Origin of the sequence: Streptomyces syringium (assembly GCF_017876625.1) — a bacterium.
GTDB lineage: Bacteria > Actinomycetota > Actinomycetes > Streptomycetales > Streptomycetaceae > Streptomyces > Streptomyces syringius.
In genome coordinates, this window is record NZ_JAGIOH010000001.1 from 3,130,479 (window position 1) to 3,154,985 (window position 24,507).

Below are 24,507 nucleotides of genomic sequence, written 5' to 3' on the forward strand. Positions count from 1 at the left end.
TCTGCGCGCGGGCAGGCCCGAATCTGGGCCGAACGGGTGCCCGGCCCTCCGCGTACCCCCGGGGCGCGGGCCGCCCGCCGCGGGGTCAGACGCCGCCGGCGCCGCCCTCGGCCGCGCGGATCGCGTCGCGGTAGGCGCGGGCCGCGGCCCGCAGGGCGGTCTCCGGCTCGACGCCGTCCGCCTCGGCCCGTACGGCCAGGGCGAGCAGCTCGTAGCCGACGCCGTCCCCGGCCGGCGGGGTCACGTCCAGGCCCTCGGCCCGGGCGCGGGAGGCCAGCTTCGCGGCCAGGGCGAGGGCCGGCTGACCGAGCGGCACCCCTTCGGTGACCGACTCGCGCTCCTTCTCGACCGCCTTCGTCCGCAGCCAGTGCGCTTTGACGTCCTCGGGGGTCTCGGCGGACTCCTCGCCGAAGACGTGCGGGTGGCGGTGGATGAGCTTGTCGACGATCACCCCCGCCACGTCGTCGACGGAGAACGGCTCGTCCGCGTCGTCCTCGGCGATCCGGGCGTGGAAGACGACCTGGAGCAGCACGTCGCCCAGTTCCTCGCGCAGCGACTCCCGGTCCCCGGTCTCGATGGCCTCCAGGAGCTCGTACGTTTCCTCCAGGCCGTACTTCGCCAGGTCCTCGTGGGTGCGGATGCCGCTCCACGGGCAGGCCCGCCGGATCCGGTCCATGACCTGGACGAGGTCGATCAGGCGGGCGCCCGGCAGGTCGTAGGAGCCGGGGAGGAGCTCCAGGGCGGGCATCGTCTCGCGGCCGGAGCCCGCGAGCCGGGCCAGCCCGTCGGTGAGGGCGGACTCGCCGACGGCCGAGGTGAGCACCACGGCCGTGCGGGCGTCGCTCACGCAGTAGTCGACCAGCTCACGGGCGGTCGCGGCGCCCTCCTCGACCTCGACCCCCGCCTCCCGCAGATACGGCAGCTGCGGGTGGGCGGGGTCGGCGCACAGCACCCGGTCGGCGGCGCGCAGCACCTGCCAGGCGGGCCAGGACAGCAGACCGGGGGCGACCCGGTGGCTGGTGGTGAGCAGGACGATGCGGCCAGGTGCGGAGTCGTTCACACCGCCGAGCGTAGGCGACGGCACCGGTGGCGGCTCACGCCGGGCGCTCGGGTTCGCCCGGGGCGGGGGCGGCGGCCCGCAGCCACGGCTCCTGCGCGGGCTCGGCGGTGCCGCGCTTGGGGTCCCAGGTGCCGTAGCGCGGGTTCACGTCCACGTGCAGGGCGTCGGAGGTGCGCCGCAGGACGTCGTTGGTGCGGGCGGCGCCGAGCTTGCCGTCCAGCTTGGCCCGGGTGAGGTCCATGGTCAGCGCCTCGTCGATCCGGTCGGGCGCGATGCCGAGGGCGAGGAACCGGGCCCGCACCGTCTCCGCTCCCCCGTTGGACCGCTCGACCTCGGCGCGGCGCCGCTGCACCTCGCGCCGGGTGACCTCGACGCCGTTGTCCTCGGCGGCCTGCTGCACGATCCGGTTCTGGACGAGACGGATCAGGGTGTCCTGGTTCAGCCGGGCGCTGTTGGCCAGCAGTTGCTGCCCCTGCGGGGAGGACCGCTGCGCGTCCCGTACGACGTTCACCTCGTGCTGGAGCTGCGAGACGCTGATCCGGTCGTCGCCCACGACGGCCGCGGCGCCGGGATGCGAGGTGGACCCGCAGGCGGTGAGCAGCGGCGCGGAGAGGAGCACGGCGGCGGAGACAACGAGCGCGGTCCTACGGCGGTGCATGGAGCCTCCCGGCTGGGTCGTGGACGATGACGAGCGGGCAGTCGGCCTTGCGTTGATCGATGGTAGGGAGTCCACGTGACGTAGGCCACTGATTCGGCCAACGATTCGCCGGCGGCGGCGAGCGGTGTCTTCAACCGCCGGACGGGCTGGTTTCTCGCTGAGCTCAGCCACATCAAGCCCGCTGGGGGCACCTCCCAGCGGTAGCTGGGGGAGATTGAGGACACCGCCGCGCAGCGGTGGTGCGGGAGCAAGGGGACCGCGGTGGTGGCGTGAGGTGCGTCGCGAAAGCCGGGGCCGGGTGAACCGCCGCCGCCCGGGAGCCGTCTTCGCGGAGGGGGCCGGAGAAGAGAGAAGAGGCAGGCCTTCCCGGCAAGGGACCGGCTCCCGACCGGCCCCGGTCGCTTTCGCGTATCTTTTCGACATTCGCCCGGCGCGTCCCGTGGCCCCGGCGGCTCACCGGAGACACCGCGCTATAGAGAGGACAGGACCGCCCATGGATTCGGCCGCAGCCGCCGTCTCGGCACCGGGCCGCAGCCCGGCCCGGTCCATGAAGTCCAAGGCCACGCCGCGCGCCGCCGCCCTGCTCGGGCCGCGGGCCGACCCGTACTGGCTGGCGGCCGTCCTCTTCGTCCTGTTCACCGCGGTGTCGGTGTGCCGGCACCGGCGGATGCTGACCATGTCCTGGGACCTCGGCATCTTCGAGCAGGCGATACGCGCCTACGCCCACCTCCAGGCGCCCGTCGCGGACCTCAAGGGGCCCGGCACCCATATCCTCGGCGACCACTTCAGCCCGGTCACCGCGCTGATCGCGCCCTTCTACCGCGTCTTCCCCGGCCCCGTGACCCTGCTCGTCGCGCAGGCGGCGCTGTTCGCGCTGTCCGCCGTGCCCGTCACCCGCCTCGCGGCCGGGCTGCTGGGCCGGGCGCGCGGACTGGCCGTCGGCATCGCGTACGGGCTGTCGTGGGGGGTGCAGCGCGCGGTCGACTTCGACTTCCACGAGATCGCCTTCGCCATGCCGCTGCTCGCCTTCTCCCTGGAGGCCGTGGTGCGCCGACGGTGGCGGGCCGCGGTGTGGTGGGCGGTGCCGCTCGTCCTCGTCAAGGAGGACCTGGGCGTCACGGCCGCGGCCATCGGGGTGCTGATCCTCATGCGGCTGCGCGGCACGAAGCGCGACCCGCGCGCGACGGCGCTCGCCGTCGGGCTGGTGGCGTTCGGCCTGGCCGCCCTCGCCGTCACCCTCGGCCTGATCATCCCGAGCTTCAACACCGGCGGCTCCTACGACTACTGGAACAAGGTCAACGGCACCGGCCCCACCGCCACCATCCCCTTCGACACCGCCGTCCGCACCCTGCTGTGGGTACTGCTGCCCACCACCGGGCTGCTGGCGCTGCGCTCACCGCTGCTGATCGTCGCGCTGCCGACGCTGGGCTGGCGGTTCGTCTCCCACGAGGAGCACTACTGGGGCACCGACTGGCACTACAGCGCCGTGCTGATGCCCGTCGTCTTCCTCACCCTCGTCGACGCGCTGGCCACGGCCCGGCGCAGCCGGCGCCGGTGGCTGCGCCGCTACGCGCACCAACTGCCCGCCGCCGTGCTCGCGGCGGCGCTCGCGCTGAGCGCCTCGCTGCCGCTGTACGGGCTGACGGAGCCCGACACGTACCGGATATCCGAGGGCGTCAAGGCGACCGAACGCCTGCTGGCCCGCATCCCCGACGGTGCCGTCGTCGAAGCGGACGTCGGCCCGATAAGCCGGCTCGTCTCCCGCTGCCGGGTGCTGTGGATCGGGGACACCCGGGGCGTCGTCCCCGACTACGTCGCCCAGCACGTCACCGACGGTAAGCCGCTCCAGGAACTGGCCGCCGAGGCCCAGCGGCGCCACCCCGGCTCCCGCTTCGGCGTCCTCGGCGGCGAGGGCGGTTACGTCGTCCTGAAGCGGATCGCCTAGGGCGCCTGTCCGAGGTCGTGCGCACCCCCGCTGCGCGGTGGTGTCCTCAATCGCCGGACGGGCTCATTCAAGCCCGTCCGGCGATTGAGGACACAGCACAGCAGCCCGCTGGGGGCACCTCCCAGCGGTAGCCGGGGGAGATTGAGGACGCGCCCGCAGGGCGCCCGCCGGCAGGGCCTTCGGCTACCTGGTCGCGAAGCGGGTCGGCGCCGCGGTGGGGTTGCCCCCGGTGGGCGGCTTGCGGGAGGGGCAGGCGGAGAGGACCTTCACCATGGCCGCCTTCTCCGCGTCGGTCACCCACAGGCCGTACTTCTTCTTCACCGCCACCTGACGGGCGACGTACTCACAGCGGTACGCCTCGTTGCCCGGCAGCCACTTCGCCGTGTCGCCGTCGCCCTTGCTGCGGTTCGCGGAGGCGTCCGCCGCTATCAGGTTGAGCGGGTCATTGGCGAGGGCGACGCGCTTGGCCGGGTCCCAGCCGCGGGCGCCCTTCTGCCACGCGTCGGACAGGGCGACGACATGGTCGATGTCTATCCTGCTCTTCCCCCGCTCGAAGCGGACCGACTTCCCCGTGTACGGGTCCTTGGTGAGCGTGCCGGAGGTGACCGTGCAGCGGCCGTCGCCGAACTTCACCTCCGACAGGTCGCGTTTGAGGATGTCGTCCCGGGTGCCGCACCTGTTCCCGTCGGTATCCGCCCAGGGCCGGCCGAACTTCGTCCGGGTGTAACCCTCCATGGACTCCCGTCCCTTGACCGTCAGGGTGGACGCCGTCTTCAGGGCCGAGCCCTCACCACCCTTGGCGGCGTCCGGGCCCTTCTCCCCTTCCGAGGAACAACCGGCGGCGGCGAGGAGGGCGGCGGCAAGGACGGCGTACGCGGGCAGCGTGAACCGAGGCAAGGGAGGTGTCCCGTCTGTGAGGTGGCGGCGTGAAGACGCGGCGTGAACCGGATGCGTGAGGTGGCGGCGTGAACCGGATCCGGTGACCGTCAGATGATGTGGACCGCCCACCGGGCCGTAGGGAATTTGTCCCGGTTCAGACGGCCACAAACGGCGCGAAGGCGCACATCCACCCACGGAACAGCGCCCGTGGCCGCGCCCCCCTCGCAGGGGCACACGCGACCACGGACGCCAAAGGTCCGCTGAGAACTTCCGCTACGAACCCAGAATCGTCGTCAGGAACTCGCCCGTCCACGCGAGCAGTTCCCGGCCGACCAGCGGCTTGCCGCCAATGGGCCGCGTCGCCGGACGCGGCACCAGGATCTGGTTCGTCGCCGGCTTCATGACCGTCCGCGGATAGAGGCGCTTGAGCCGCAGCTCCTGGGACTCGCGCAGCTCGACCGGGCCGAAGCGTACATTGGGGCCCTGGAGCGTGATGTCCGCGACCCCGCACGCGCGGGCCAGCATCCGCAGACCCGCGACGAGCAGCAGATTCTCCACCGGCTCCGGCAGCTTGCCGTAGCGGTCGGTGAGCTCCTCGCGGACGGCCTTGATGTCCGCCTCGCTGTTGGCCGAGGCGATCGCCCGGTACGCCTGGAGGCGCAGCCGCTCACCCGGCGCGTAGTCGTGCGGGACGTGCGCGTCGACCGGCAGCTCGATCTTCACCTCCAGCGGCGGCTCCTCCTCCACCCCGCCCTCCACCGAGGCCCGGTAGTCCGCCACGGCCTCGCCGACCATGCGGATGTAGAGGTCGAAGCCGACGCCCGCGATGTGCCCGGACTGCTCGCCGCCGAGCAGATTGCCCGCGCCGCGGATCTCCAGGTCCTTCATCGCCACGTACATGCCCGCGCCCATCTCCGTGTGCTGGGCGATGGTGGCGAGCCGCTCGTGCGCGGTCTCGGTGAGCGGCTTCTCCGGCGGGTAGAGGAAGTAGGCGTAGCCGCGCTCGCGGCTACGGCCGACGCGGCCGCGCAGCTGGTGCAGCTGCGACAGGCCGAAGTTGTCGCCGCGCTCGACGATCAGGGTGTTGGCGTTGGAGATGTCGATGCCCGACTCCACGATCGTCGTGGAGACCAGGACGTCGAACTTCTTCTCCCAGAAGTCGACGACGACCTGCTCCAGGGCGCTCTCCCCCATCTGCCCGTGCGCCGTCTGGATCCGCGCCTCGGGGACGATCTCGCGCAGCCGCGCGGCCGCCCGGTCGATGGACTCCACCCGGTTGTGGATGTAGAAGACCTGGCCCTCGCGGAGCAGTTCCCGCCGGATGGCGGCACCGATCTGCTTCTGGTCGTACGGGCCGACGAAGGTCAGCACCGGGTGCCGCTCCTCCGGCGGCGTGGTGATCGTCGACATCTCACGGATGCCGGTGACCGCCATCTCCAGCGTGCGGGGGATGGGGGTGGCCGACATCGTCAGCACGTCGACGTTGGCGCGGAGCTTCTTCAGCTGCTCCTTGTGCTCCACGCCGAAGCGCTGCTCCTCGTCCACGATGACCAGGCCCAGGTCCTTGAACTTGGTCTCGGAGGAGAACAGCCGGTGGGTGCCGATGACGATGTCGACCGAGCCGTCCCGCAGCCCCTCCAGGACGGCCTTCGCCTCGGTGTCGCTCTGGAAGCGGGACAGCGCCTTGGTGACCACCGGGAACTGCGCGTACCGCTCGGAGAACGTGCCGAAGTGCTGCTGCACCAGCAGCGTGGTCGGCACCAGCACGGCGACCTGCTTGCCGTCCTGCACGGCCTTGAACGCGGCCCGGACCGCGATCTCCGTCTTGCCGTAGCCGACGTCGCCGCAGACCAGGCGGTCCATGGGGACGGACTTCTCCATGTCCTCCTTGACCTCGGCGATGGTGGTGAGCTGGTCGGGGGTCTCCGCGTAGGGGAAGGCGTCCTCCAGCTCCCGCTGCCAGGGGGTGTCCGCGCCGAAGGAGTGCCCGGGGGCGGCCATCCGCGCCGAATACAGCTTGATCAGGTCGGCGGCGATCTCCTTGACGGCCTTCTTCGCGCGCGCCTTGGTCTTCGTCCAGTCCGCGCCGCCGAGCCGGTGCAGCGTCGGGGCCTCGCCGCCGACGTACTTGGTGACCTGCTCCAGCTGGTCGGTCGGGATGTAGAGCCGGTCGCCGGGCTGGCCGCGCTTGGCCGGCGCGTACTCCACGAGCAGGTACTCGCGGGTGGCGCCCTGCACGGTGCGCTGCACCATCTCGATGTAGCGGCCGACGCCGTGCTGCTCGTGGACGATGTAGTCACCGGCCTGGAGCGTCAGCGGGTCGATCGTCTTGCGGCGGCGGACCGGCATCCGGCCCAGTTCCTTGCTGGCCGACTTCTGACCGGTCAGATCGGTCTCGGTCAGCACCGCGATCTTCAGCCCGGGGTCGACGAAGCCGCTGTCGAGGCTCGCGCAGGAGACATGGACGACGGACGGCGACAGCTCGGGCAGATCGGCGTCGAGGCGGGCGGGGATGCCCTCGCCGCCGAGCACCTCGACCGTACGGGCCGCGGGGCCGTGGCCCTCGGTGAGGAACACCGTGCGCCAGCCGTCGGCGACCCAGCCCTTGGTGTCGGCCAGGGCGCGGGCGGTGTCACCGCGATAGACCTCGGGCGCGTGCATGCCGAGCTTGAGGGTGTCGCCGTCCAGCTCCTCCTCGTCCGCCGCGAAGGGGCTGACCGACCACCACATCATGCCCAGCTCGCGGGCCCGGTCCCGGACGTCCGCGATGCCCCACAGGGACGCCGCGTCGACGTCGATGGGCGCCTCGCCGCCGCCCGCCGTGGCCGCCCAGGACGCCTGGAGGAACTCCTGGCTGGTGGCGACGAGGTCCGCGGCGCGCGTCCGCACCCGCTCGGGGTCGCAGACGACCGCCATGGACCCGGCGGGCAGGACGTCGAGCAGCAGCTCCATGTCGTCCACCAGGGCCGGGGCGAGGGACTCCATGCCCTCCACCGCGATGCCCTCGGCGATCTTCCCGAGCAGCTCGCCGAGCTCGGGGTGCTCCTCCGCGAGCTCCGCGGCCCGCGCCCGCACGGCGTCGGTCAGCAGCAGCTCCCGGCAGGGCGGCGCCCACAGGCCGTGCTCGGCGGCCTCCAGGGACCGCTGGTCGGCGACCTTGAAGTAACGGATCTCCTCGACGTCGTCGCCCCAGAACTCCACGCGCAGCGGGTGCTCCTCGGTGGGCGGGAACACATCCAGAATCCCGCCGCGGACGGCGAACTCACCCCGCTTCTCCACCAGTTCGACCCGGGCGTACGCGGCGGCGGCCAGCGCCTCGGTAACCTCGCCGAGATCCGCGCTCTGCCCGCTGCGCAGCGCGACGGGCTCCAGGTCGCCGAGCCCCTTGACCTGCGGCTGCAGCACGGACCGCACGGGCGCGACGACGACGCTGACGGGCCCCGCGGCCGGGTCGTCCTTGCTCGGGTGCGCGAGCCGGCGCAGCACGGCGAGCCGCCGGCCGACGGTGTCCGAGCGCGGCGACAGCCGCTCGTGCGGCAGCGTCTCCCAGGACGGGAAGTCCACGACGCCGTCGGGCGGCAGCAGCGACCGCAGCGCGCCCGCCAGGTCCTCGGCCTCCCGCCCGGTGGCGGTGACGGCCAGCACGGGCCGCCCGGCGGACCGCGCGAGCGCGGCGATGGCGAAGGGGCGCGCGGCGGGCGGGCCGACGAGATCGACATGCGGCCGCTTCCCGTCGGCCGCGGCCTTCACCGCTTCGGCGAGCGCCGGATCATTGACGACGGCGTCGAGCAGACCGTGCAGGCTCATGAGGGGCTTCCGTCCCGATGTGAACAAAGGAGTGCAGGGGGTGGGCAACGCGAACCACCCGACACGTGGGATACGGGCCGGGGTGCCCCCAGCCTACGACGGCGGGCCGACAACCGCGGTCGGACCACGAACGCACCCGGGGCGTCCCGCCCCGGGCCCGATCGACCCCGGCAGCCTCGGCTCAGAGGGGCCACAGGGTGACCTGCACGACGTACAGGCACCGCTGCCGCACGACCGTCAGGTACTGGAACATCCCGTTCGGGAGGACCTCCTCGCCCAGGCCGGGAGAGGGCCCCTGACAGGCGGCGCCGTCGAGGTAGAGCGCTGCCGCGGCCCGCACCAATTCGTCCGCGCGCTCCTCCACCAGCGCGACGAAGGCGAGGTTCGGCGTCTCACCGATGACGTGCCGGGGATCCGGGTCGTACTCCCAGTGCCAGTCACTCACCGGCGACCTGCGCCCGGGCGCCGTCCATGATCTGCCTGATGTCGTCCATCGCGGCCCGCCATGCCGGATCCTCCCGGTCGAGCGTCTGGGCCGCGTGCTCGGCTGCGCGCAGCCGCCGGGCGACGTCGGGGAAACGCTCGATCTCGATCACCGTGGCCCACTTGAGCTGGAACATGGCGATCGGCCCGAAGCTGTTGGACTGGGTGGCCATCGTGAAGACCGTGTCGCGCTCGGTCGTCATCTCCGCCAGGCGCGACGGCGCGACCTGCGCGAGAGCCGCCCGCAGCGCGGGGAACGTCTTCTCCGGTCTGGGGATCAGCGCCCCACCGTCGTGAATGGGCTGCGTGGTCATGCGTCCTCCCAAGGGTGCCCCGATCACCGTACGGCAACCGGTCGCGCCGCATGGGCCGGACGGCGGAGGGGCACCTGTGACGGGCCGACCGCACGCGGACGACCCGGCCCCGACGCGCACCCCCGTGGCGCGTCCGGGCCGGGCCGTTTGCCCTGCCGGTGGTCAGTCCGTGGCGATGGCGTTCAGGACGTTCATCCGGCCCGCGCGGAACGCCGGGACCAGGGCGGCGAACAGGCCCACCAGTGCCGAGCCGAGGAAGACCGCGGTGATCGTCGGCCAGGGGATCTCCAGGATGCCCAGGCCCTGCAGTGCCAGCAGCTTCTGGGCCGTCATGCCCCAGGCCATCCCGAGGCCCAGGCCCAGGAGGGCGCCGAAGAGGGCGATGACCACCGACTCCAGGCGGATCATGCGGCGCAGCTGGCGGCGGGAGAGGCCGATGGCGCGCATCAGGCCGATCTCGCGGGTCCGCTCGACGACCGACAGGGCGAGGGTGTTCACGACGCCCAGGACCGCGACGATGATGGCGAGGGCCAGCAGGCCGTAGATCATGTTGAGCAGCTGGTCGACCTGGCCCTTGATGAGCTCCTTGTAGTCGGCCTGGTCACGGACCTCGATCTGCGGGTAGTCCCGGGCCGCCGCCTTCAGGGCCGCGGCCGCCTCCTTCTCCTGGCCGTCCACGGCCTTGGCGAACATCATGGAGGTCGCCGGGACCTTGTCCGCCGGGAGGTAGCGCTTGGCGGTGGCGATGTTCGTGTACATCGCGCCCTTGTCGAACGTGGTGTCGTCCGACGTGATCGCGTTGACCTTCAGCTTCGCCGTCCGGCCGTCGACCATGGCGACGGTCAGCCGATCGCCCATGGTGACGCCGTGCTCCTTCGCCCAGCCCTCCGGCACCGACATGGCGTCCGTGGCGTAGGCGTCCGACAGCTTGCCGCGGACCGTTTCGATCCGCAGGTCCTGGGCGTACGTGGGCGTGGCCGCGGTCAGCTGTTCCGTGGCGGTGGTGCCGTCCGGAGTGGTGATCCTGGCGTTGACGCCGGTGTACTCGGTGAAGTGCGCGATGTGGTCCGCCGAGCGGACGGCCTTGACCATGGCGGGGCTCAGCGGCCCGGCGTCGCCGCCGATGATGAAGTCCGCGCCGACCGACTTGTCGAGCTGGTCCGTGGCCGAGGCAACCATGGACGAGCCGACCACCGAGAGGGCGGCGACGAGAGCCAGGCCGATCATCAGGGCGGAGGCCGTGCCGCCCGTACGCCGCGGGTTGCGCAGCGCGTTGCGCTCGGCGAGACGGCCGACGGGGCCGAAGAGGCGCAGCACGACCACGCTGAGGCCGCGGACGACGACGGAGGCCAGCAGCGGGCCCACGACGACGAAGCCGACGAGGGTCAGCAGCACGCCCAGGCCCAGGAACGCCGAGCCCGCCTGTGCCCGGTCCGCCGCGCCGCCCGCGACGAGGGCGGCCGCGCCCGCGCCGGTGAGCAGCAGGCCGAGGGCGGCCCGTACCTTGCCGGCCTTGCCGTCGGCGGGGGTACCCGCGTCGCGCAGGGCGGCCATGGGCGAGATCTTCCCGGCCCGGCGGGCGGGCAGGTAGGCGGCGAGGACGGTGACGACGACACCGATCGCGAGGCCCACCAGCGGCGTGGTGGCCTTGATGGTCAGCTCGGAGGTGTCGAGCTTCATGCCCAGGGAGCCCATGAGCTCCATCAGCCCGATGGCCAGGGCGACACCGCCGCCGATCCCGAGGAGCGAGCCGACGACGCCGAGGAGCAGCGCCTCGGCCAGCACCGACCGGTTGATCTGCTTGCGGCTGGAGCCGATGGCCCGCATCAGACCGATCTCCCGGGTGCGCTGGGCGACCAGCATGGAGAAGGTGTTGACGATGAGGAAGATGCCGACGAGCACGGCGATGCCGGCGAAGCCGAGCAGCGCGTACTTCATGACGTCGAGGAAGGAACCGACCTCCTTCTGGGCCTCCGCCTTCGTCTCGGCGGCGGTGTGCACCGTGTATCCGGTGCCGATGGCGGCGGTGACGCTCTTCTTCAGCTGCTCGTCGCTGACCCCGGCGGCCGCCGTCAGACCGTAACCGCTGTAAGCGGAGGTGGTGCCGAGGAGCTTGCTCTGGGCGGTCGCGGTGTCGAAGTAGAGGACCGCCGCACCCGGGTTGGTGGTCCGGTACGTGGCGAGACCGGTGATCGTGACCTTGAAGTCGCCCGGAGCGGCCATCACGCGCAGGGTGTCACCCAGCTTCAGCCCGTGCTTGTCGGCGGTGTCGGAGTCGAGGACGACCTCGGTGGCGCCGCGCGGCTCGTGCCCGCTGGTGATGTCGACGGACTTCTTCTGGCTGTCGCTCCAGTTGGTGCCCACGGTGGGGGCGCCGGAGGTGGGGCCGATGTTCTTGTTCCGCGCGTCGGCGGCGGTGATCTGCTGGTTGGTGGCGTGCGGCTCGACCTTCGCGACCCCGTCGGCCGCGGCGAGCTTCGCCTTCAGGGACGCGGGGACGGTCTGCGGCCTGCCGGTCTGCTGGGCGTCGTCGTTCTTCGGCGCGGCGACGCTGACGTCGGAGACGGTGGAGGCGAAGAGCTTGTCGAACGTGGCGCTCATGGTGTCGGTGAAGACGAGCGTGCCGCAGACGAATGCCACCGACAGCAGCACCGCGACGGCGGACAGCGCCATCCGCCCCTTGTGGGCGACGAAGTTGCGCAGGGAGGTCCTGAGGACGGTCACGACACCCGCCCGCGTGCGTCGAAGTGCTTCATCCGCTCCAGGACCAGGTCGGCCGTCGGCTGGTACATCTCGTCGACGATCCGCCCGTCCGCCAGGAACAGCGCCCGGTCCGCGTACGAGGCGGCCACCGGGTCGTGGGTGACCATGACGATGGTCTGGCCCAGCTCGTCGACCGAGCGGCGCAGGAAGCCCAGCACCTCGGCGCCGGCCCGCGAGTCCAGGTTTCCGGTGGGCTCGTCACCGAAGATGATCTCGGGTCGGGCGGCGAGGGCGCGGGCCACGGCGACGCGCTGCTGCTGGCCGCCGGAGAGCTGGTTGGGCCGGTGCTTGAGGCGGCCCGCGAGGCCCACGGTCTCCACGACGCGGTCCAGCCACGCCCGGTCCGGCTTGCGGCCGGCGATGTCCATGGGGAGCGTGATGTTCTCCAGGGCGTTCAGCGTCGGCAGCAGGTTGAAGGCCTGGAAGATGAAGCCGATCCGGTCCCGGCGCAGCTGGGTGAGCTTCTTGTCCTTGAGCCCGGTGATCTCGGTGTCGTCGATGAATATCTGCCCGGAGGTGACGGTGTCGAGGCCGGCCAGGCAGTGCATCAGCGTCGACTTGCCGGACCCGGACGGGCCCATGATGGCCGTGAACTGCCCACGGGCGATGTCCACGTCCACGTGGTCGAGCGCGACGACCCGGGTCTCCCCCGCCCCGTACGCCTTGAGGACCTGACGGGCCCTCGCCGCGACGGCCGCATGTCCTCCACTGCCCCCGGTCGTGGGAATCGATACAGCCGTTTTCACGGTAGGTCTCCTATGTCTGTGCAACGCGTCGTGCCCGGATACGTCCCGCCGCGAGCGGGGGAAGGACACGTCGTAAAGCCTGCGGGAATCCGGACGCGGCCACGATGGTGCCCGTCCCTGTCTTGGGGGTGGTGCTAGCCCTACCGACACCCCTCCGGCCGCCCATAAAAAGGCTAGATATCGCCCTCGGCCGGAGCATCCTGCTGCGGTACGAGCCGGGGCTGAGGGGGATGTACGGAGCCACCCCTAGGGGACGCGCCCCGCCGGGCCGCCCCCGTCTCGGGGTCGCCGGGCGGACGAACAGTCGAAGACAGGGGGTAACAGGGGGGAAATGGACCCCTCGGGGGGAACGAAGAGCGAAGAATACGTGAAGCCGGTCCCGGGACAAGACAATTGGGGCCAGAGGGAATTAGTGTTCGGGTCTATGGCCGTGGGGGGCACGTGCGACCCCCCTCGCACCGGCCAGTCGGTCTCCCAAGGAAGCAGCCTCCGTGAAGATACTTCGTACTCGCGCTGCCAGCGTCTCCCGGCAGGGACTGTGCACTGCTCTGCTCGTCGCCAGCCTCACGGCGGCTGTCGGCGTCAGCCCGCCGCACAACACCGCCGGTGCCGACGATTCCTCACCCAGACCTTCCGACCCCCAGGGCAAGCCGCACGGCGTGCCCAACCTCGCCCTGCCCGACCTCGCCCCGAAGAACCCGGGCAACGCCGGCAAGCCCGGCGGCGACGCCCCCGACGGCAACACGGGCATCCCCAAGACCGCCCTGGCCGCCTATCAGAACGCCGCGCGCCTCGCCGCGACCCAGCTGCCGGGCTGCCACATCCCGTGGGAGCTCATCGCGGGCATCGGCCGTGTGGAGTCGGTGCACGCCGGCGGCTACGGGCTGCGCAGCGACGGCTCGACCGAGAAGCCGATCCGCGGCCCCCGGCTGACCGGCGGTCAGTTCGCCGAGATCCGGGACACCGACAAGGGACGCTGGGACGGCGACACCGAGTACGACCGGGCCGTCGGCCCGACCCAGTTCATCCCCTCCACCTGGGAGATGTCCGGCGCCGACGGCAACGGCGACGGCATCAAGGACCCCAACAACATCTTCGACGCCGCGCTGGGCACCGCCCACTACCTCTGCGCGAACAACCGGGACCTGAACAGCAGCGCCGACCTCGACAAGGCCGTGCTGAGCTACAACCAGTCCCGCGAGTACGTCACCGCCGTCCTGGCCTGGATGCGTACGTACCAGAGCGGCAACGTGGGCACGGTGCCCGACAACATCCCGACCACCCCGCACGACCCGTCGGGCGACACCCCGGGCAAGCGCCCCACCACCCCCTCCTCCGGCGCCACACCCGGGGGCGGCTCGACGACGACGCCGCCGAGCAACAAGCCCAGCCCGGGCAAGCAGACGCCCTCGCCCCAGAAGCCGACTCCGCAGAAGCCGACCCCGAAGCCCGACCCGCAGAAGCCGGACCCGCAGAAGCCGACCCCGAAGCCCGAGCCGAAGCCCGATCCCACCAAGCCGATCCCGTCACCCGTCAGCCGCCTGGAGCGGATGAGCGCGGCCAAGTGGGAGACCAATACGGGCGAGGTCTTTGAGGAACGCGCGAAGGTAAGGGCCCTCGACAAGGCCGGCAAGCCGGTCGCCGACACTCGGGTGGTCTTCGAGATCAAGGGCGAGGGCACGGAGGCCAGCTTCCTGGGCGGCTCCAAGAAGGTCACCGCCACGACGCTCAAGGACGGCATCGCCACCGCGCCGACCATCCTCGCGGGCGACAGCGTCGGCGAGTTCACCTTGCATGTCACCGTCGAGGGCAAGGACGGCGTCACGCCCGTCGACTTCAACGCGACCGTCAAACCCGCCCCGGCACCACACGCCGACAAGATCGAGCGCGTCGGCAACGAGTGCGCTGTGGCCCAGCCGAACAGCCCCTTCGACTGCAAGGTCGTGATCCAGGCCTCCAAGGACGGCAAGGCCGTGGCCGGCATCGGCATGACCGCCACCGTGGCCTCCGCCAACGGCAAGAAGGCCGTCGAGACCGGCCCCTACTTCAAGGACGAGAACGGCAAGCCGGTCCGCAAGTTCAACCTCGGCAAGACCGACGGGAACGGGCAGATCGAACTGCCGGAGTTCTTCGCCGACGGCAGGACCGGCGCCTTCACCCTCCGCATCGTCACCGCCGATGATCAGGTCCTCCTCGTGCACCTGAACGTGGAGGCGAAGAAGCCCACGCAGCAGCCGTCCACCACCCCGAGCAGCACCCCGAAGTCCTGAGCACCGCACCGTCCCGCCCGTCCCCGCCTCGCGGGGCCCGGGCGGGACGGCGGCTCGGCCCCGGAGGGCCGTCAGCTCCTACAGCTCGCCCGCGCCCGCGTCCTCGGCGACCGGCTTGCCCGTCAACGCCGCCAGACTGTGCCGCACATGCGCCATGTGCGACCGGAGCTCCTCGCGGCGCTCCTCGTGCTCCCGCAGCAGCCGCTCGGTCTCCCGGTTGATGCGCTCCTCGCGCACCCGCGCCTGCGCGAGCAACGCCCCCGCCTGCGCCTCCGCGTCCTCCTGGCCGTGCCGCGCGGCCTCCTCCGCCTCCGCGAACCGGCGCTGCGCCTCCCCCAGCGTCGAGCGCGCGTACTCCTCCAGGGCGGCCACCCGCACGTCCATCGCGGCCTCCCGCTCGGCGATCTCGCGCCCCGCCACGTCCCACCGCTCGGCCTGGTCCTTCTCCTGCTCCGCCAGCAGACCCGCCGTGTGCTGGCGCATCTCCCGCAGCGCCGCCAGCGACTCCCCGCGCCGCGCCTTGACCTCCCGGCGCACCTCCGCCCGCAGCTCGTCCGCCGCGGACTGCGCGGCCAGCACCGCCTGCCGCGCCCAGCCCTCCGACTCCGCCTTCACCGCCACGGCGTAGGCGTGCGCCTCGTCCCGGACCGTGCGGGCATGGGCCTCGGCGGCCTCCCGCAGCTCGGCCGCCGCCGCGTCGGCGCGCTCACGCAGACCCGCCGCCTCGGCCTCCGCGGTGGTCAGCAGCCCCCGGGCCCGCGAACCGAGCGACTCGTACGTCTGCGGCGGAAGCTGCGCCACCACCTGGGCGAGGCGCTCCACCTCGCTCTCCATCTCCCGCGCGAGCACGGTCAGTCGCGCCACCCGCTCCCACGCCCCGTCCCGCTGACGTGCGAACTCCGCCGCCGCGCGCTCGACCTGCTCAGGCCGGTAGCCGCGGCCCCGCACCACAGCGAAACCGTCGGGAGACACCGATGCACTCATCCTTGAAGCCCCTTATATCCGGATATCCGGTATGCGACGCGATCCGGCGCACATCATTTCCTGGACCACCGAAGCGCCCAAAACGCGACACTCCGCCCTTTTTATCTCTCAAGGATGCGCCGACCCACGACGCAGGGCGCCCGACCCCTCACCCGGGTCGAGCGCCCTGTGCCCTTGACTACGTCGGCCGGTCGCTAGAAAAGACCGTCCCACATCTGCTCCAGCAGTACGGCCCACCAGTTCTCCGGCGACGACAGCGCCGCGGGGTCCAACGCCATGAGCTGAGCCTGGAAATCCACGGTCCAGCGCCCGGCCTGCTCCGGCGTCAGCCCGTAGCGCCAGCGCCACATCTTCCCGAGCAGCGCCAAACAGCGTACGAACTGAGGCAGGCTCGTGTTGACGAACTGCGGCGCCACCGAACCGCCGTCCGGACCCGCCTCCATCGGCACCGCCACGATGTGCGCCGTCCCGTACTGCACACACAACTGACGGCCGAAATCACTGCCCATGACGAGATACGAACCCGCGTCCGGCGACGGCCGCACCCCGCGCTCCGCCGCCAGCTCCGCCAGCGTCGGCACCGGACGGCCCGGCTGCGCCTGACCCCAGAAGAACGGGCCGAAGTCGACCGGCAGACCCGCCCACACCAGCGTCTGCGCCACGATGTCCGGCACGCCCTGACGCGAGACCGCCCGCTGGTCGAAGCGGAAGATGCCCTGCGGGCCGAACGCCTCCACCAGCTCACGCGCGATGCCGTCCGGGGCGACCGGCGGCGCCTGCTGCACCTGGCTCGGGTGCGGCAACGGCACCCGGTTCGGCGCCGGACGCGCCGGCCCGTCCGCGACCTGGTGCAGCTCGCCCTGATGCTCCACCAGGTGCCGCACACCCTGCTGACGGGTCAGATGATCCCGCCCGTACGCGGCCGTATGACTGATCCGCACCTGCGGCCACGTCTCCCGCACCATCCGGGCGCAGTAACCACCGGGCAGATCACACGACTCCAGCTCCGTGTGCAGCTCCAGCACCTGCTGCGGCGGCACGTTCATCGCCCGCAGCTCATGCAGGATCTGCCACTCGGGATGCGGCGTACCCGGCGCGCTGCGCCGGATGATCTGCTGCTCGGAACCGTCCTGCGCGCGGTAGCGCAGCACGGCCATGTAGCCGGGACCCACGGTCGGCAGCCCGGTGGGAGCGGCCTGCGGATACCCGTACCCGCCCGGGGCGGCGGCGGGGGCCGCGGCACCCATCGGGGCCGCCGGAGGCATCGGGGCAGCGGGCGGCTGACCCGGCGCGCCCGGCATGCCCGGCGTGCCGGGACCGGCGAGCATCGTCGCCGCCGCGTGGACGCCTTGCGGCTGACCGGGAGCGGGCGCCGCCGGAGGCTGCGCACCGGGCTGACCCGGGACACCGGGCGGCTGCGGACGGCCGGGAACCTGCCCCTGCCCCGGAGCACCGGGGGCACCGGGCGGGCCGGGAGGCACCGGGGCCGCACCGGGAACACCCGGGGTGCCGGGACCGGCGAGCATCGTCGCCGCCGCGTGCACACCCTGCGGCTGACCGGGAGCGGGCGCCGCCGGAGGCTGCGCACCGGGCTGACCCGGGTACGCAGCCGCGGGAGGCTGACCGGGAGCGCCCGGGAACGCGGGCGGCATGCCCGGGGCACCGGGAGGTCCGGGCGGCACCGGCGCACCGGGCGCCTGCGCACCACCCGGCGCGACCGCCGCGTTCGGGATGCCCGCACCGAGACTGTCGTCGAGCTGGGAGACGAGCTGCGTGCGGACGTACCCACCCGGCGGCGCGGCCGGAGGCGCACTCGGCGGTGCGCTCGGCTGCGCCTGCGGCTGGGCGACCGGCGGCTGAGCGACCGGCGGCTCGGGAGCGGCAACGGGCGCGGGCGCGGCGGGAACGGGCGCACCCGGAGCAGGCGCGGCGGGGTCGTCGATCGCGGGCGCGATGGCCGTACGGGGCAGCGCGCTGCCCGCAGCCATCAGCGCCGTCTTGGCGTCCGCCGGCACGGCGGGCGGCGCGGCGTCCGGCGCGGCGGTGTCCTCCAGCGCGGGCGCGAAGACCGTGGCGGGCAGACCGACCGAACGGTCGCTGTCGTCCGCCCCCGTGTTCGTGTCGGCACCGGCCCACGGCGTCGCCCCCGTCGGAACAGGAGCCGGAGCAGGAGCGGCCGGAGCAGGGGCCGCCGGAGCAGGGGCATCGGCGGGCGGCCGGCCCCCTTCCGCACGGGCGGCGGGCACGGACGGGGCGTCCGCAGGGGCCGGCGAAGACGACGAGGCGTCGGAAGAGGAGGAGGCAGCCGAGGAGGACCCGGACCGCCGGTCCGGGATCCCGATCGCGTCCGCCGCGTCCTGCAACCACTGAGGCGGGCTCAGCAGGAACGACGTCGCCTCCAGGTCCAACCGCTTCGGCGGAGTGTCCGCCACCGGTACCGACTCGTCCACAGCCCCGTACTCCTCTTCGTACCGACGGATCACCTCACCCACCGGCAGCCCCGGCCACAGCGTGGTCTCCCCGCTGTCACGGGCGATCACCAGGCGCGCCCGTCCGCCGTCCGTCGTGGGGCAGTCCGCACGGTCCTCGGCCCAGGCCACGAAGCCCAGGTCGAACTCCCGCACCCGCACCTCACGGTGCAGATACGCCGGTACGTCGCCGTTGACCCAGCGCTCCGCGCGCTCCTGCGCCTGCGCGAACGTCACCATCGCGCTCACCCCTCCACCGGGACGGCGTAAGCGAAGCCGCCGTCCACCATCAGATTCGCCACGGTCTCCAGCTCCGGCGGACCACCCGCCAGCCGGGAGAGAAACGCGTCGAAATCCTCACCGCAGGGCAACAGCAGCCGCTCCACCCGCTCCTGCACCGTCAGACCGTCCTGGTCACGGGCGTCGTCGTACGGGCAGAACCACACCGACCCGATCGCCTCGCCCCTCACCTTGACCGCGATCACACCGCCCTGCACGAACCCCACACCCAGGTAGTCCTTGGTGAAGTGGTCGCGCAGACACTTGTTGATGTACACGAGGTCATTGACCGCCGCCTCGTCCCGCACCGTGAAGAACGGCTGGTCCAGCAGCAGCCCCAGCTCCGCGTCCAGCGCGGCACCCACCGGGGCGCAGCCGCCGGCCGCCTTCAGGAACGCGCGGTAGGCGCCCGGCAGCCGGTAGCCGAGGTCCTCCTCGACACCCCGCACCTGCTCCTCCGAGACCGCGAGGTCCCGCTGCGGCAGCGCGAAGTGCACCGGCCGGGTCTCCGCCAACGGCCGGGTGCCGCGCTTGTCCTGGTCCACCGGGGCCGTCGCCAGCCCGCCGTGATGCCTGAGCAGCGCCTTGACCTCCACCGGGATCAGCTCCAGCCGGCGGCTGCGGACCGAGTGGTGCCACGTCCAGCCGTGCGGCGTCGCCACCGGCGGCAGACTGGCCCACAGCTCGTGACCGTCGGCGTGCAGGGCGGCGTTCGCCGACACGTAGTCGGTCAGCCGCAGCTCGTCCACGCCGAAACCCTCCGGCGGCTCCGCGATCTCCGCGGCGGCACGCGCGTACGGCGAGAAGTCCGGGAAACCGTCGTCGTCCACCCGCACGCCCTTGGGGTAGCGGCTGGCCCGGACCGGGTCCGGGAAGTGCACGACCTGCCCTGCGTAGGCCGTGTTCGGTGGCGCGGCTTGCTGCCCGAGCCGACCTGTCGTCATGGCGGATGCCCCCTGCTGACTGTGTCTCCTGGAGGCCCGGACAGATGCGGCGGACGCCGCGGGCCACCAGATCCCCGGCCGGACCACGGGGCGGCTCGGCCGGTCGGTGTCCCCATGGCCGAGGACACCTCGTGGCGGACAGCCTATGCGGTGGCGCAAGAGAGGCCCCCGCCCCCGCCCACGCGGAGCCTCCCGTTCCACCCCGCCCGTCCCCAGTGCGCCAAGGGTTCGCACAGCCTCACCACCCCTGACCTCATCAAGCACATCCGTCACACGACGCGCGCACAACACCGCCCTGACTTCCACACCCCGCATCCCATTTGGCAGTCTGATCCCCGCAACAGGGGGATTGCACGGGAGGGAAGAACCACCATGCACACGACGCAGGACCGCCACACCGACGGCGGCACACCGGGCGACCCCCGGCTCACCTGGAGCGCCACCGACGACGCCGACCGCGCCCCCGCACTGCTCCACCGCCGCGACGGCATACTCCCCGCCGTGGCCGCCGCGCTCTCCGTCCGCGGCGAGACCCTCACCTGCACCGCGGGCAGATCCGACCAGCCACCCGCCCTCCACCCGCTCGTCCAGGACTTCCTCGACACCCTCACCAGCGAGCGACGCGAACGCTTCACCGGCCGCTGCCCCGAAGCCGTCCTCCTCACCCGCTACCTCAGCGCCTTCGAAGCCGGCCGCAGCAAACGTGCCTCCCGCAAACCCCTCACCCACGGCGAGGCCCGGCGCGCACTCAAACAGTCCAAACTCACCGCACGCCACATCCGCGAGGACGGCGACCCCCGGCACGGCAGCTACGCACCCCCCTGCCGCTCCTGCACCGCACTCCTGACCCACTTCGGCGTACGGTCCGTCGACCCCGCCGCCTCCACCAACGGCAAGAGCTGACACACATGCGCGCCTTCGACCGCACCGCCGCCACCCGCTTCCCCGTAGCCGTCGACGCGGCCCTGCGCGAAGCCGGCTGGCAGCCCGGCCGCTGGGACATCAAAGCCGCCGAGAACTGGGCCGACGCCCTGCGCGCCCACGTCTCCCCCGCCGGCCACCGGCACACGGTCTTCCCCGCCGCCGTCGAGGCCTGGGCCGAATTCGGCGGACTGCGCATCGCCGCCCCCGGCGCGGGCCGCCACATCGCCCCCACGCCCTTCCACATCGACCCCCTGCACGGCCTCCACCTCGCCCGCACCGTCGCCGACCTCGGCCGCGCGCTCGGCACCGAGGTCTGCCCCCTCGGCCAGGAAGCCGACAACCAGGCCCTGCTCACCATCGACACCCACGGCCGCGTCTACAGCCTCGACCACACCGGCGACTGGTACCTCGGCCCCGACATCGACCACGCCATCGGCACCCTGGTCACCGGCACCCGCCCCGCACGACTGTCCGCCGGACGCCGCTGACACCCGCGCTCCGTCCGGAGGACACCCGCGCCCCGTCCGGAGCGCCCGGTCAGACCGCCCGCACCCGGTCCGGGATCACCGCGGACACCCGGAAACCACCCGCCTCCGTCGGCCCCGACACGAACACCCCACCGAGCGCGGACACCCGCTCCCGCATCCCCACCAGACCATTGCCACCACTCGGCAGCCCCGCGTCCGCACCACCGTCCGACGGGCCGTTCTCCACCTGCAACGCCACCTCGCCCTCCCGGTGCGCCAACCGCACCTGCGCCTTCGCGCCCGGGGCGTGCTTGTGGACGTTCGTCAGCGCCTCCTGCACCACGCGGTAGGCCGTACGCTCCACCCGCCGCCCGTACGCCCGCTCCTCACCCTCCACCGACAGCTCCACGGCCATCCCCGCCGCCCGCGACTGCCCCACCAGATCCGCCAGACCGTCCAGACACGGTCCGTCACCGACCGGACCCCCGTCGTCGTCATGACCACCCGCGGCACCAGCCGACACCCGCGCCGACGCCACCGCCGCCACCGCCGCCAACCGCTGCGTCTGCGCCGCCGCCGGCTTCTCCGCCACCATCCCGTCCGACGACGTCCGCAGCACACCGAGCATCTCGCGCAACTCCGTCAGCGCCTGCCGGCCCATGTCACCGACCAGACCCGCGTTCTTCGACGCCTTCTCCGGATCCTTCAACGCCACCGCCTGCAACGCCGCCGCGTGCACCACCATCAACGACACCCGGTGCGCCACCACGTCGTGCATCTCCCGCGCGATCCGGGTGCGCTCCTCGTTACGGGCCCACACCGCCCGCTCCTCCGCCCGGTCCGCCAGCAGCGACAGCTCCCGCTCCAGCCCGTCCGCCCGCTCCCGCAGACTGTCGACCAGCCGGCGCCGCGCCCCCACGTACAACCCCAGCAGCACGGGCGGAGCCGTCAGCCCCAGCGCCATCGCCACCGTGAACGCCACGACCACCCAGAAGCCCGGCTGATAACCGTCCTGCGCCATGTCCTGCTGGAACCGCACGAACGTCACGATCAGCGTCCCCGCCAGCGACGCCCCGGCCAGCACGGCCGTGATCCGACGCGGCACCTCGGACGCCGCCAGCGTGTACAGGCCGACGATGCTGAGCAGGAAACCCATCTCGGCCGGCGTGATCGCGATCGACACCAGCACCACGGCGACCGGCCACCGCCGCCGCAGCAGCAGCGAGGCCCCGGCCGGAATTCCGACCACCGCCCCGAGCCCCGCCGGCAACCCGTGCTCGCCGGCGAACTGCACCCCCTCCAGCACACACTCCAGCACCGACACCAGAGCCAGCGCGACATCCAGCGCCATACTCCGCCGCCGGGCCCACCACCAAGGCCCCGAGGGCGCGCCCCGCGCGCCCGCTTCCGCGATTGCCCCCGTTGTGGTCATACCTCCCAGACTAAGGGCGGGGGCCACCGCTTTTCCGGTGCGCACGGCAGCACGGAGGGTGTGCGAACAAGGACGAATAGCGAGCTTTTCCCTCGAACTGTTGAATCAGCCAGATTTTCGGCACATGTGCACGCACGTACGACGAGGCTTCGGTGCATGCTCCAAGCCAAAACAGACATGAAGGCCCGCGTACGGGAGCCGCGACGGGCGGGAAGACGTGCGGTGAGATCGTGGCGGAGCTCGGCGTGTCGAAGGATCCGGGGAGGGGCGTCGCGAGCACCTCGCGGCGCGCGTCCGCGACAGCGGTCGGCGGCAGCTGACCTATACCGTCGCGTCGAAGGCCGGTGGTACGGCATAGTGTTGGGGTCGCGATCGACAGCCTGACGTAATGTCCGGTTTAGACCGACACTATCCCCCGTGGTGTAATTGGCAGCACTGTGGCTTTTGGTGCCATCTGTCCGGGTTCGAGTCCTGGCGGGGGAGCTGGATGTTCGAATATCGGGTCCTGACCTCCAGGTCAGGACCCGCCCGCGTTTCGGCCTCCATACGCACCGGTATCCTTCGGGTGTCCACCACTCGAAGCCGAAGGGCACACCCGTGAGCGCCAACCGCCCGGCAGCCGTCGTCGTCCTCGCAGCGGGTGAGGGCACCCGCATGAAGTCGGCGACCCCCAAGGTCCTGCACGCCATCTGCGGCCGCTCCCTCGTCGGGCACGTCGTCGCCGCCTCCCGCGAGCTGGACCCCGAGCACCTCGTGGTGATCGTCGGGCACGCCCGCGAGCAGGTGAGCGCGCATCTGGCGGAGATCGACCCGGCCACCCGCACCGCCGTCCAGTACGAGCAGAACGGCACCGGCCACGCCGTGCGGATGGGCCTGGAGTCGCTCGGCGACAGCGGGATCGCCCTCGACGGCACCGTCGTCGTGGTCTGCGGTGACACCCCCCTGCTGACCGGCGCCACCCTCAAGGCCCTCAGCGACACCCACGCCGCCGACGGCAACGCCGTCACCGTGCTGACCGCCGAGGTCCCCGACTCCACCGGCTACGGCCGCATCGTGCGTGACGACAGCGGCGCCGTGACCGCGATCGTCGAGCACAAGGACGCCACCGACGCGCAGCGCGCCATCCGTGAGATCAACTCCGGGGTGTTCGCGTTCGACGCCCAGCTCCTGACCGACGCGCTCGGCAAGGTCCGCACGGACAACAGCCAGGGTGAGGAGTACCTCACCGATGTGCTCGGCATCCTGCGCGAGGCCGGTCACCGGGTCGGTGCGGCCGTCGCGGGCGATCACCGGGAGATCCTGGGCATCAACAACCGCGTCCAGCTCGCCGAGGCCCGCAAGCTGCTCAACGAGCGGCTGCTGCACGACGCGATGATGAGCGGTGTGACGGTCGTCGATCCCGCCACGACCTGGGTGGACGTCACGGTCACCTTCGAGCCGGACGCGCTCGTCCAGCCCGGTACGCAGCTGCTGGGCGCCACGCACATCGCCACGGGCGCCGAGGTCGGCCCGAACTCCCGCCTGAAGGACACGTCCGTCGGCGCGGGCGCCGTGGTGGACAACACCGTCGCCGACAGCGCGCTGATCGGCGAGGGGGCCACCGTCGGTCCGTACGCGTATCTGCGGCCGGGTACGAAGCTCGGCCGCAAGTCGAAGGCCGGGGCGTACGTCGAGATGAAGAACGCCGACATCGGCGAGGGCACCAAGGTGCCGCACCTGTCGTACGTCGGCGATGCGACCATCGGTGAGTACAGCAACATCGGCGCGGCGAGCGTCTTCGTGAACTACGACGGTGTGAACAAGCACCACACGACGATCGGTTCGCACTGCCGGACCGGGTCGGACAACATGTTTGTGGCTCCTGTCACGGTCGGGGACGGCGCGTACACCGCTGCCGGCTCCGTCATCACCAAGGATGTGCCCCCGGGTTCGCTGGCTGTCGCCCGTGGTCAGCAGCGGAATATCGAGGGTTGGGTCGCCCGTAAGCGTCCCGGAAGCGCGGCCGCACAGGCCGCTTCCACGGCTCGCCAGGAGCCCGACGGCGAGCAGTGACCGTGACACGGTCACGCCGTGCGGGGCGTACC

Annotated in this window: 17 protein-coding genes and 1 tRNA gene; 6 read left to right on the top strand and 12 right to left on the bottom strand. The window is 72.2% G+C overall.

The genetic code is table 11. The features are described from left to right. Positions 1–85 precede the first annotated feature (85 nt). A complete protein-coding gene (locus JO379_RS13810) occupies positions 86–1,060 on the bottom strand; it encodes a nucleoside triphosphate pyrophosphohydrolase (RefSeq protein WP_209515127.1) in 975 nt (324 codons plus the stop codon). Between the two features lie 34 nt (positions 1,061–1,094). Then, positions 1,095–1,718 carry a SurA N-terminal domain-containing protein gene (locus tag JO379_RS13815; RefSeq protein ID WP_130879181.1) on the bottom strand — a complete coding sequence of 208 codons (624 nt, stop codon included), beginning with the start codon at positions 1,716–1,718 and terminating at the stop codon, positions 1,095–1,097. Between the two features lie 493 nt (positions 1,719–2,211). Between JO379_RS13815 and JO379_RS13820 the strand changes: the two genes are divergently transcribed. Then, the gene (locus tag JO379_RS13820) at positions 2,212–3,663 is read left to right on the top strand and encodes a DUF2079 domain-containing protein (RefSeq protein WP_209515129.1); all 1,452 of its coding nucleotides are present in this window, start codon (positions 2,212–2,214) and stop codon (positions 3,661–3,663) included. Between the two features lie 183 nt (positions 3,664–3,846). Here JO379_RS13820 and JO379_RS13825 read toward each other — a convergent pair whose 3' ends face one another. The 6 genes from JO379_RS13825 to JO379_RS13850 form a co-directional block, all read right to left on the bottom strand. Further along, the gene (locus JO379_RS13825) at positions 3,847–4,560 is read right to left on the bottom strand and encodes an HNH endonuclease family protein (RefSeq protein WP_242626175.1); all 714 of its coding nucleotides are present in this window, start codon (positions 4,558–4,560) and stop codon (positions 3,847–3,849) included. A 255-nt stretch (positions 4,561–4,815) separates the two neighbouring features. Next, positions 4,816–8,349 (bottom strand): transcription-repair coupling factor, encoded by a 3,534-nt coding sequence (gene mfd, locus JO379_RS13830; RefSeq protein ID WP_209515131.1) that lies wholly within the window; start codon positions 8,347–8,349, stop codon positions 4,816–4,818. A 181-nt stretch (positions 8,350–8,530) separates the two neighbouring features. Beyond that, complete coding sequence (locus tag JO379_RS13835) at positions 8,531–8,794, bottom strand: hypothetical protein (RefSeq protein WP_209515133.1); 264 nt, start codon at positions 8,792–8,794, stop codon at positions 8,531–8,533. Next, complete coding sequence (locus tag JO379_RS13840; RefSeq protein ID WP_209515134.1) at positions 8,787–9,146, bottom strand: hypothetical protein; 360 nt, start codon at positions 9,144–9,146, stop codon at positions 8,787–8,789. The genes JO379_RS13835 and JO379_RS13840 overlap by 8 nt, the downstream gene beginning before the upstream one ends. A 162-nt stretch (positions 9,147–9,308) precedes the next feature. Beyond that, a complete protein-coding gene (locus tag JO379_RS13845; RefSeq protein ID WP_209515135.1) occupies positions 9,309–11,870 on the bottom strand; it encodes an ABC transporter permease in 2,562 nt (853 codons plus the stop codon). Continuing rightward, positions 11,867–12,655, bottom strand: coding sequence for an ABC transporter ATP-binding protein (locus JO379_RS13850; protein ID WP_130879173.1), 789 nt, complete (start codon positions 12,653–12,655; stop codon positions 11,867–11,869). The genes JO379_RS13845 and JO379_RS13850 overlap by 4 nt, the downstream gene beginning before the upstream one ends. A gap of 491 nt (positions 12,656–13,146) precedes the next feature. Here JO379_RS13850 and JO379_RS13855 point away from each other — a divergent pair, with 491 nt between their 5' ends. Beyond that, positions 13,147–14,925: a lytic transglycosylase domain-containing protein gene (locus tag JO379_RS13855; protein WP_209515136.1), complete on the top strand. Its 1,779-nt coding sequence runs from the start codon at positions 13,147–13,149 to the stop codon at positions 14,923–14,925. Between the two features lie 78 nt (positions 14,926–15,003). On the opposite strand, the gene JO379_RS13860 is transcribed toward JO379_RS13855, so the two are convergent. The 3 genes from JO379_RS13860 to JO379_RS13870 all read right to left on the bottom strand — a co-directional run bounded on the left by JO379_RS13860 (position 15,004) and on the right by JO379_RS13870 (position 19,600). Next, positions 15,004–15,909, bottom strand: a complete 906-nt coding sequence (locus tag JO379_RS13860; protein WP_209515137.1) for a cellulose-binding protein — start codon at positions 15,907–15,909, stop codon at positions 15,004–15,006. Positions 15,910–16,103: 194 nt separating this feature from the next. After that, complete coding sequence (locus JO379_RS13865; RefSeq protein WP_209515138.1) at positions 16,104–18,617, bottom strand: SUKH-4 family immunity protein; 2,514 nt, start codon at positions 18,615–18,617, stop codon at positions 16,104–16,106. Positions 18,618–18,622: 5 nt separating this feature from the next. Beyond that, positions 18,623–19,600 (bottom strand): SMI1/KNR4 family protein, encoded by a 978-nt coding sequence (locus JO379_RS13870; protein WP_209515139.1) that lies wholly within the window; start codon positions 19,598–19,600, stop codon positions 18,623–18,625. A 372-nt stretch (positions 19,601–19,972) separates the two neighbouring features. Here JO379_RS13870 and JO379_RS13875 point away from each other — a divergent pair, with 372 nt between their 5' ends. Together JO379_RS13875 and JO379_RS13880 are read left to right on the top strand one after the other, a co-directional pair. Then, positions 19,973–20,503 (top strand): YwqJ-related putative deaminase, encoded by a 531-nt coding sequence (locus JO379_RS13875; RefSeq protein ID WP_209515140.1) that lies wholly within the window; start codon positions 19,973–19,975, stop codon positions 20,501–20,503. Between the two features lie 5 nt (positions 20,504–20,508). After that, positions 20,509–21,012: an SUKH-3 domain-containing protein gene (locus JO379_RS13880; RefSeq protein ID WP_130879167.1), complete on the top strand. Its 504-nt coding sequence runs from the start codon at positions 20,509–20,511 to the stop codon at positions 21,010–21,012. A gap of 49 nt (positions 21,013–21,061) precedes the next feature. Here the strand turns inward: JO379_RS13880 and JO379_RS13885 are convergent, their stop codons facing one another. Further along, a complete protein-coding gene (locus JO379_RS13885; protein ID WP_130879166.1) occupies positions 21,062–22,423 on the bottom strand; it encodes a sensor histidine kinase in 1,362 nt (453 codons plus the stop codon). A gap of 411 nt (positions 22,424–22,834) precedes the next feature. Between JO379_RS13885 and JO379_RS13890 the strand changes: the two genes are divergently transcribed. Next, positions 22,835–22,906: transfer RNA gene (locus JO379_RS13890), tRNA-Gln, on the top strand. Between the two features lie 114 nt (positions 22,907–23,020). Continuing rightward, the gene (gene glmU, locus JO379_RS13895) at positions 23,021–24,475 is read left to right on the top strand and encodes a bifunctional UDP-N-acetylglucosamine diphosphorylase/glucosamine-1-phosphate N-acetyltransferase GlmU (RefSeq protein ID WP_209515141.1); all 1,455 of its coding nucleotides are present in this window, start codon (positions 23,021–23,023) and stop codon (positions 24,473–24,475) included. The last annotated feature ends 32 nt before the right edge of the window (positions 24,476–24,507 follow it).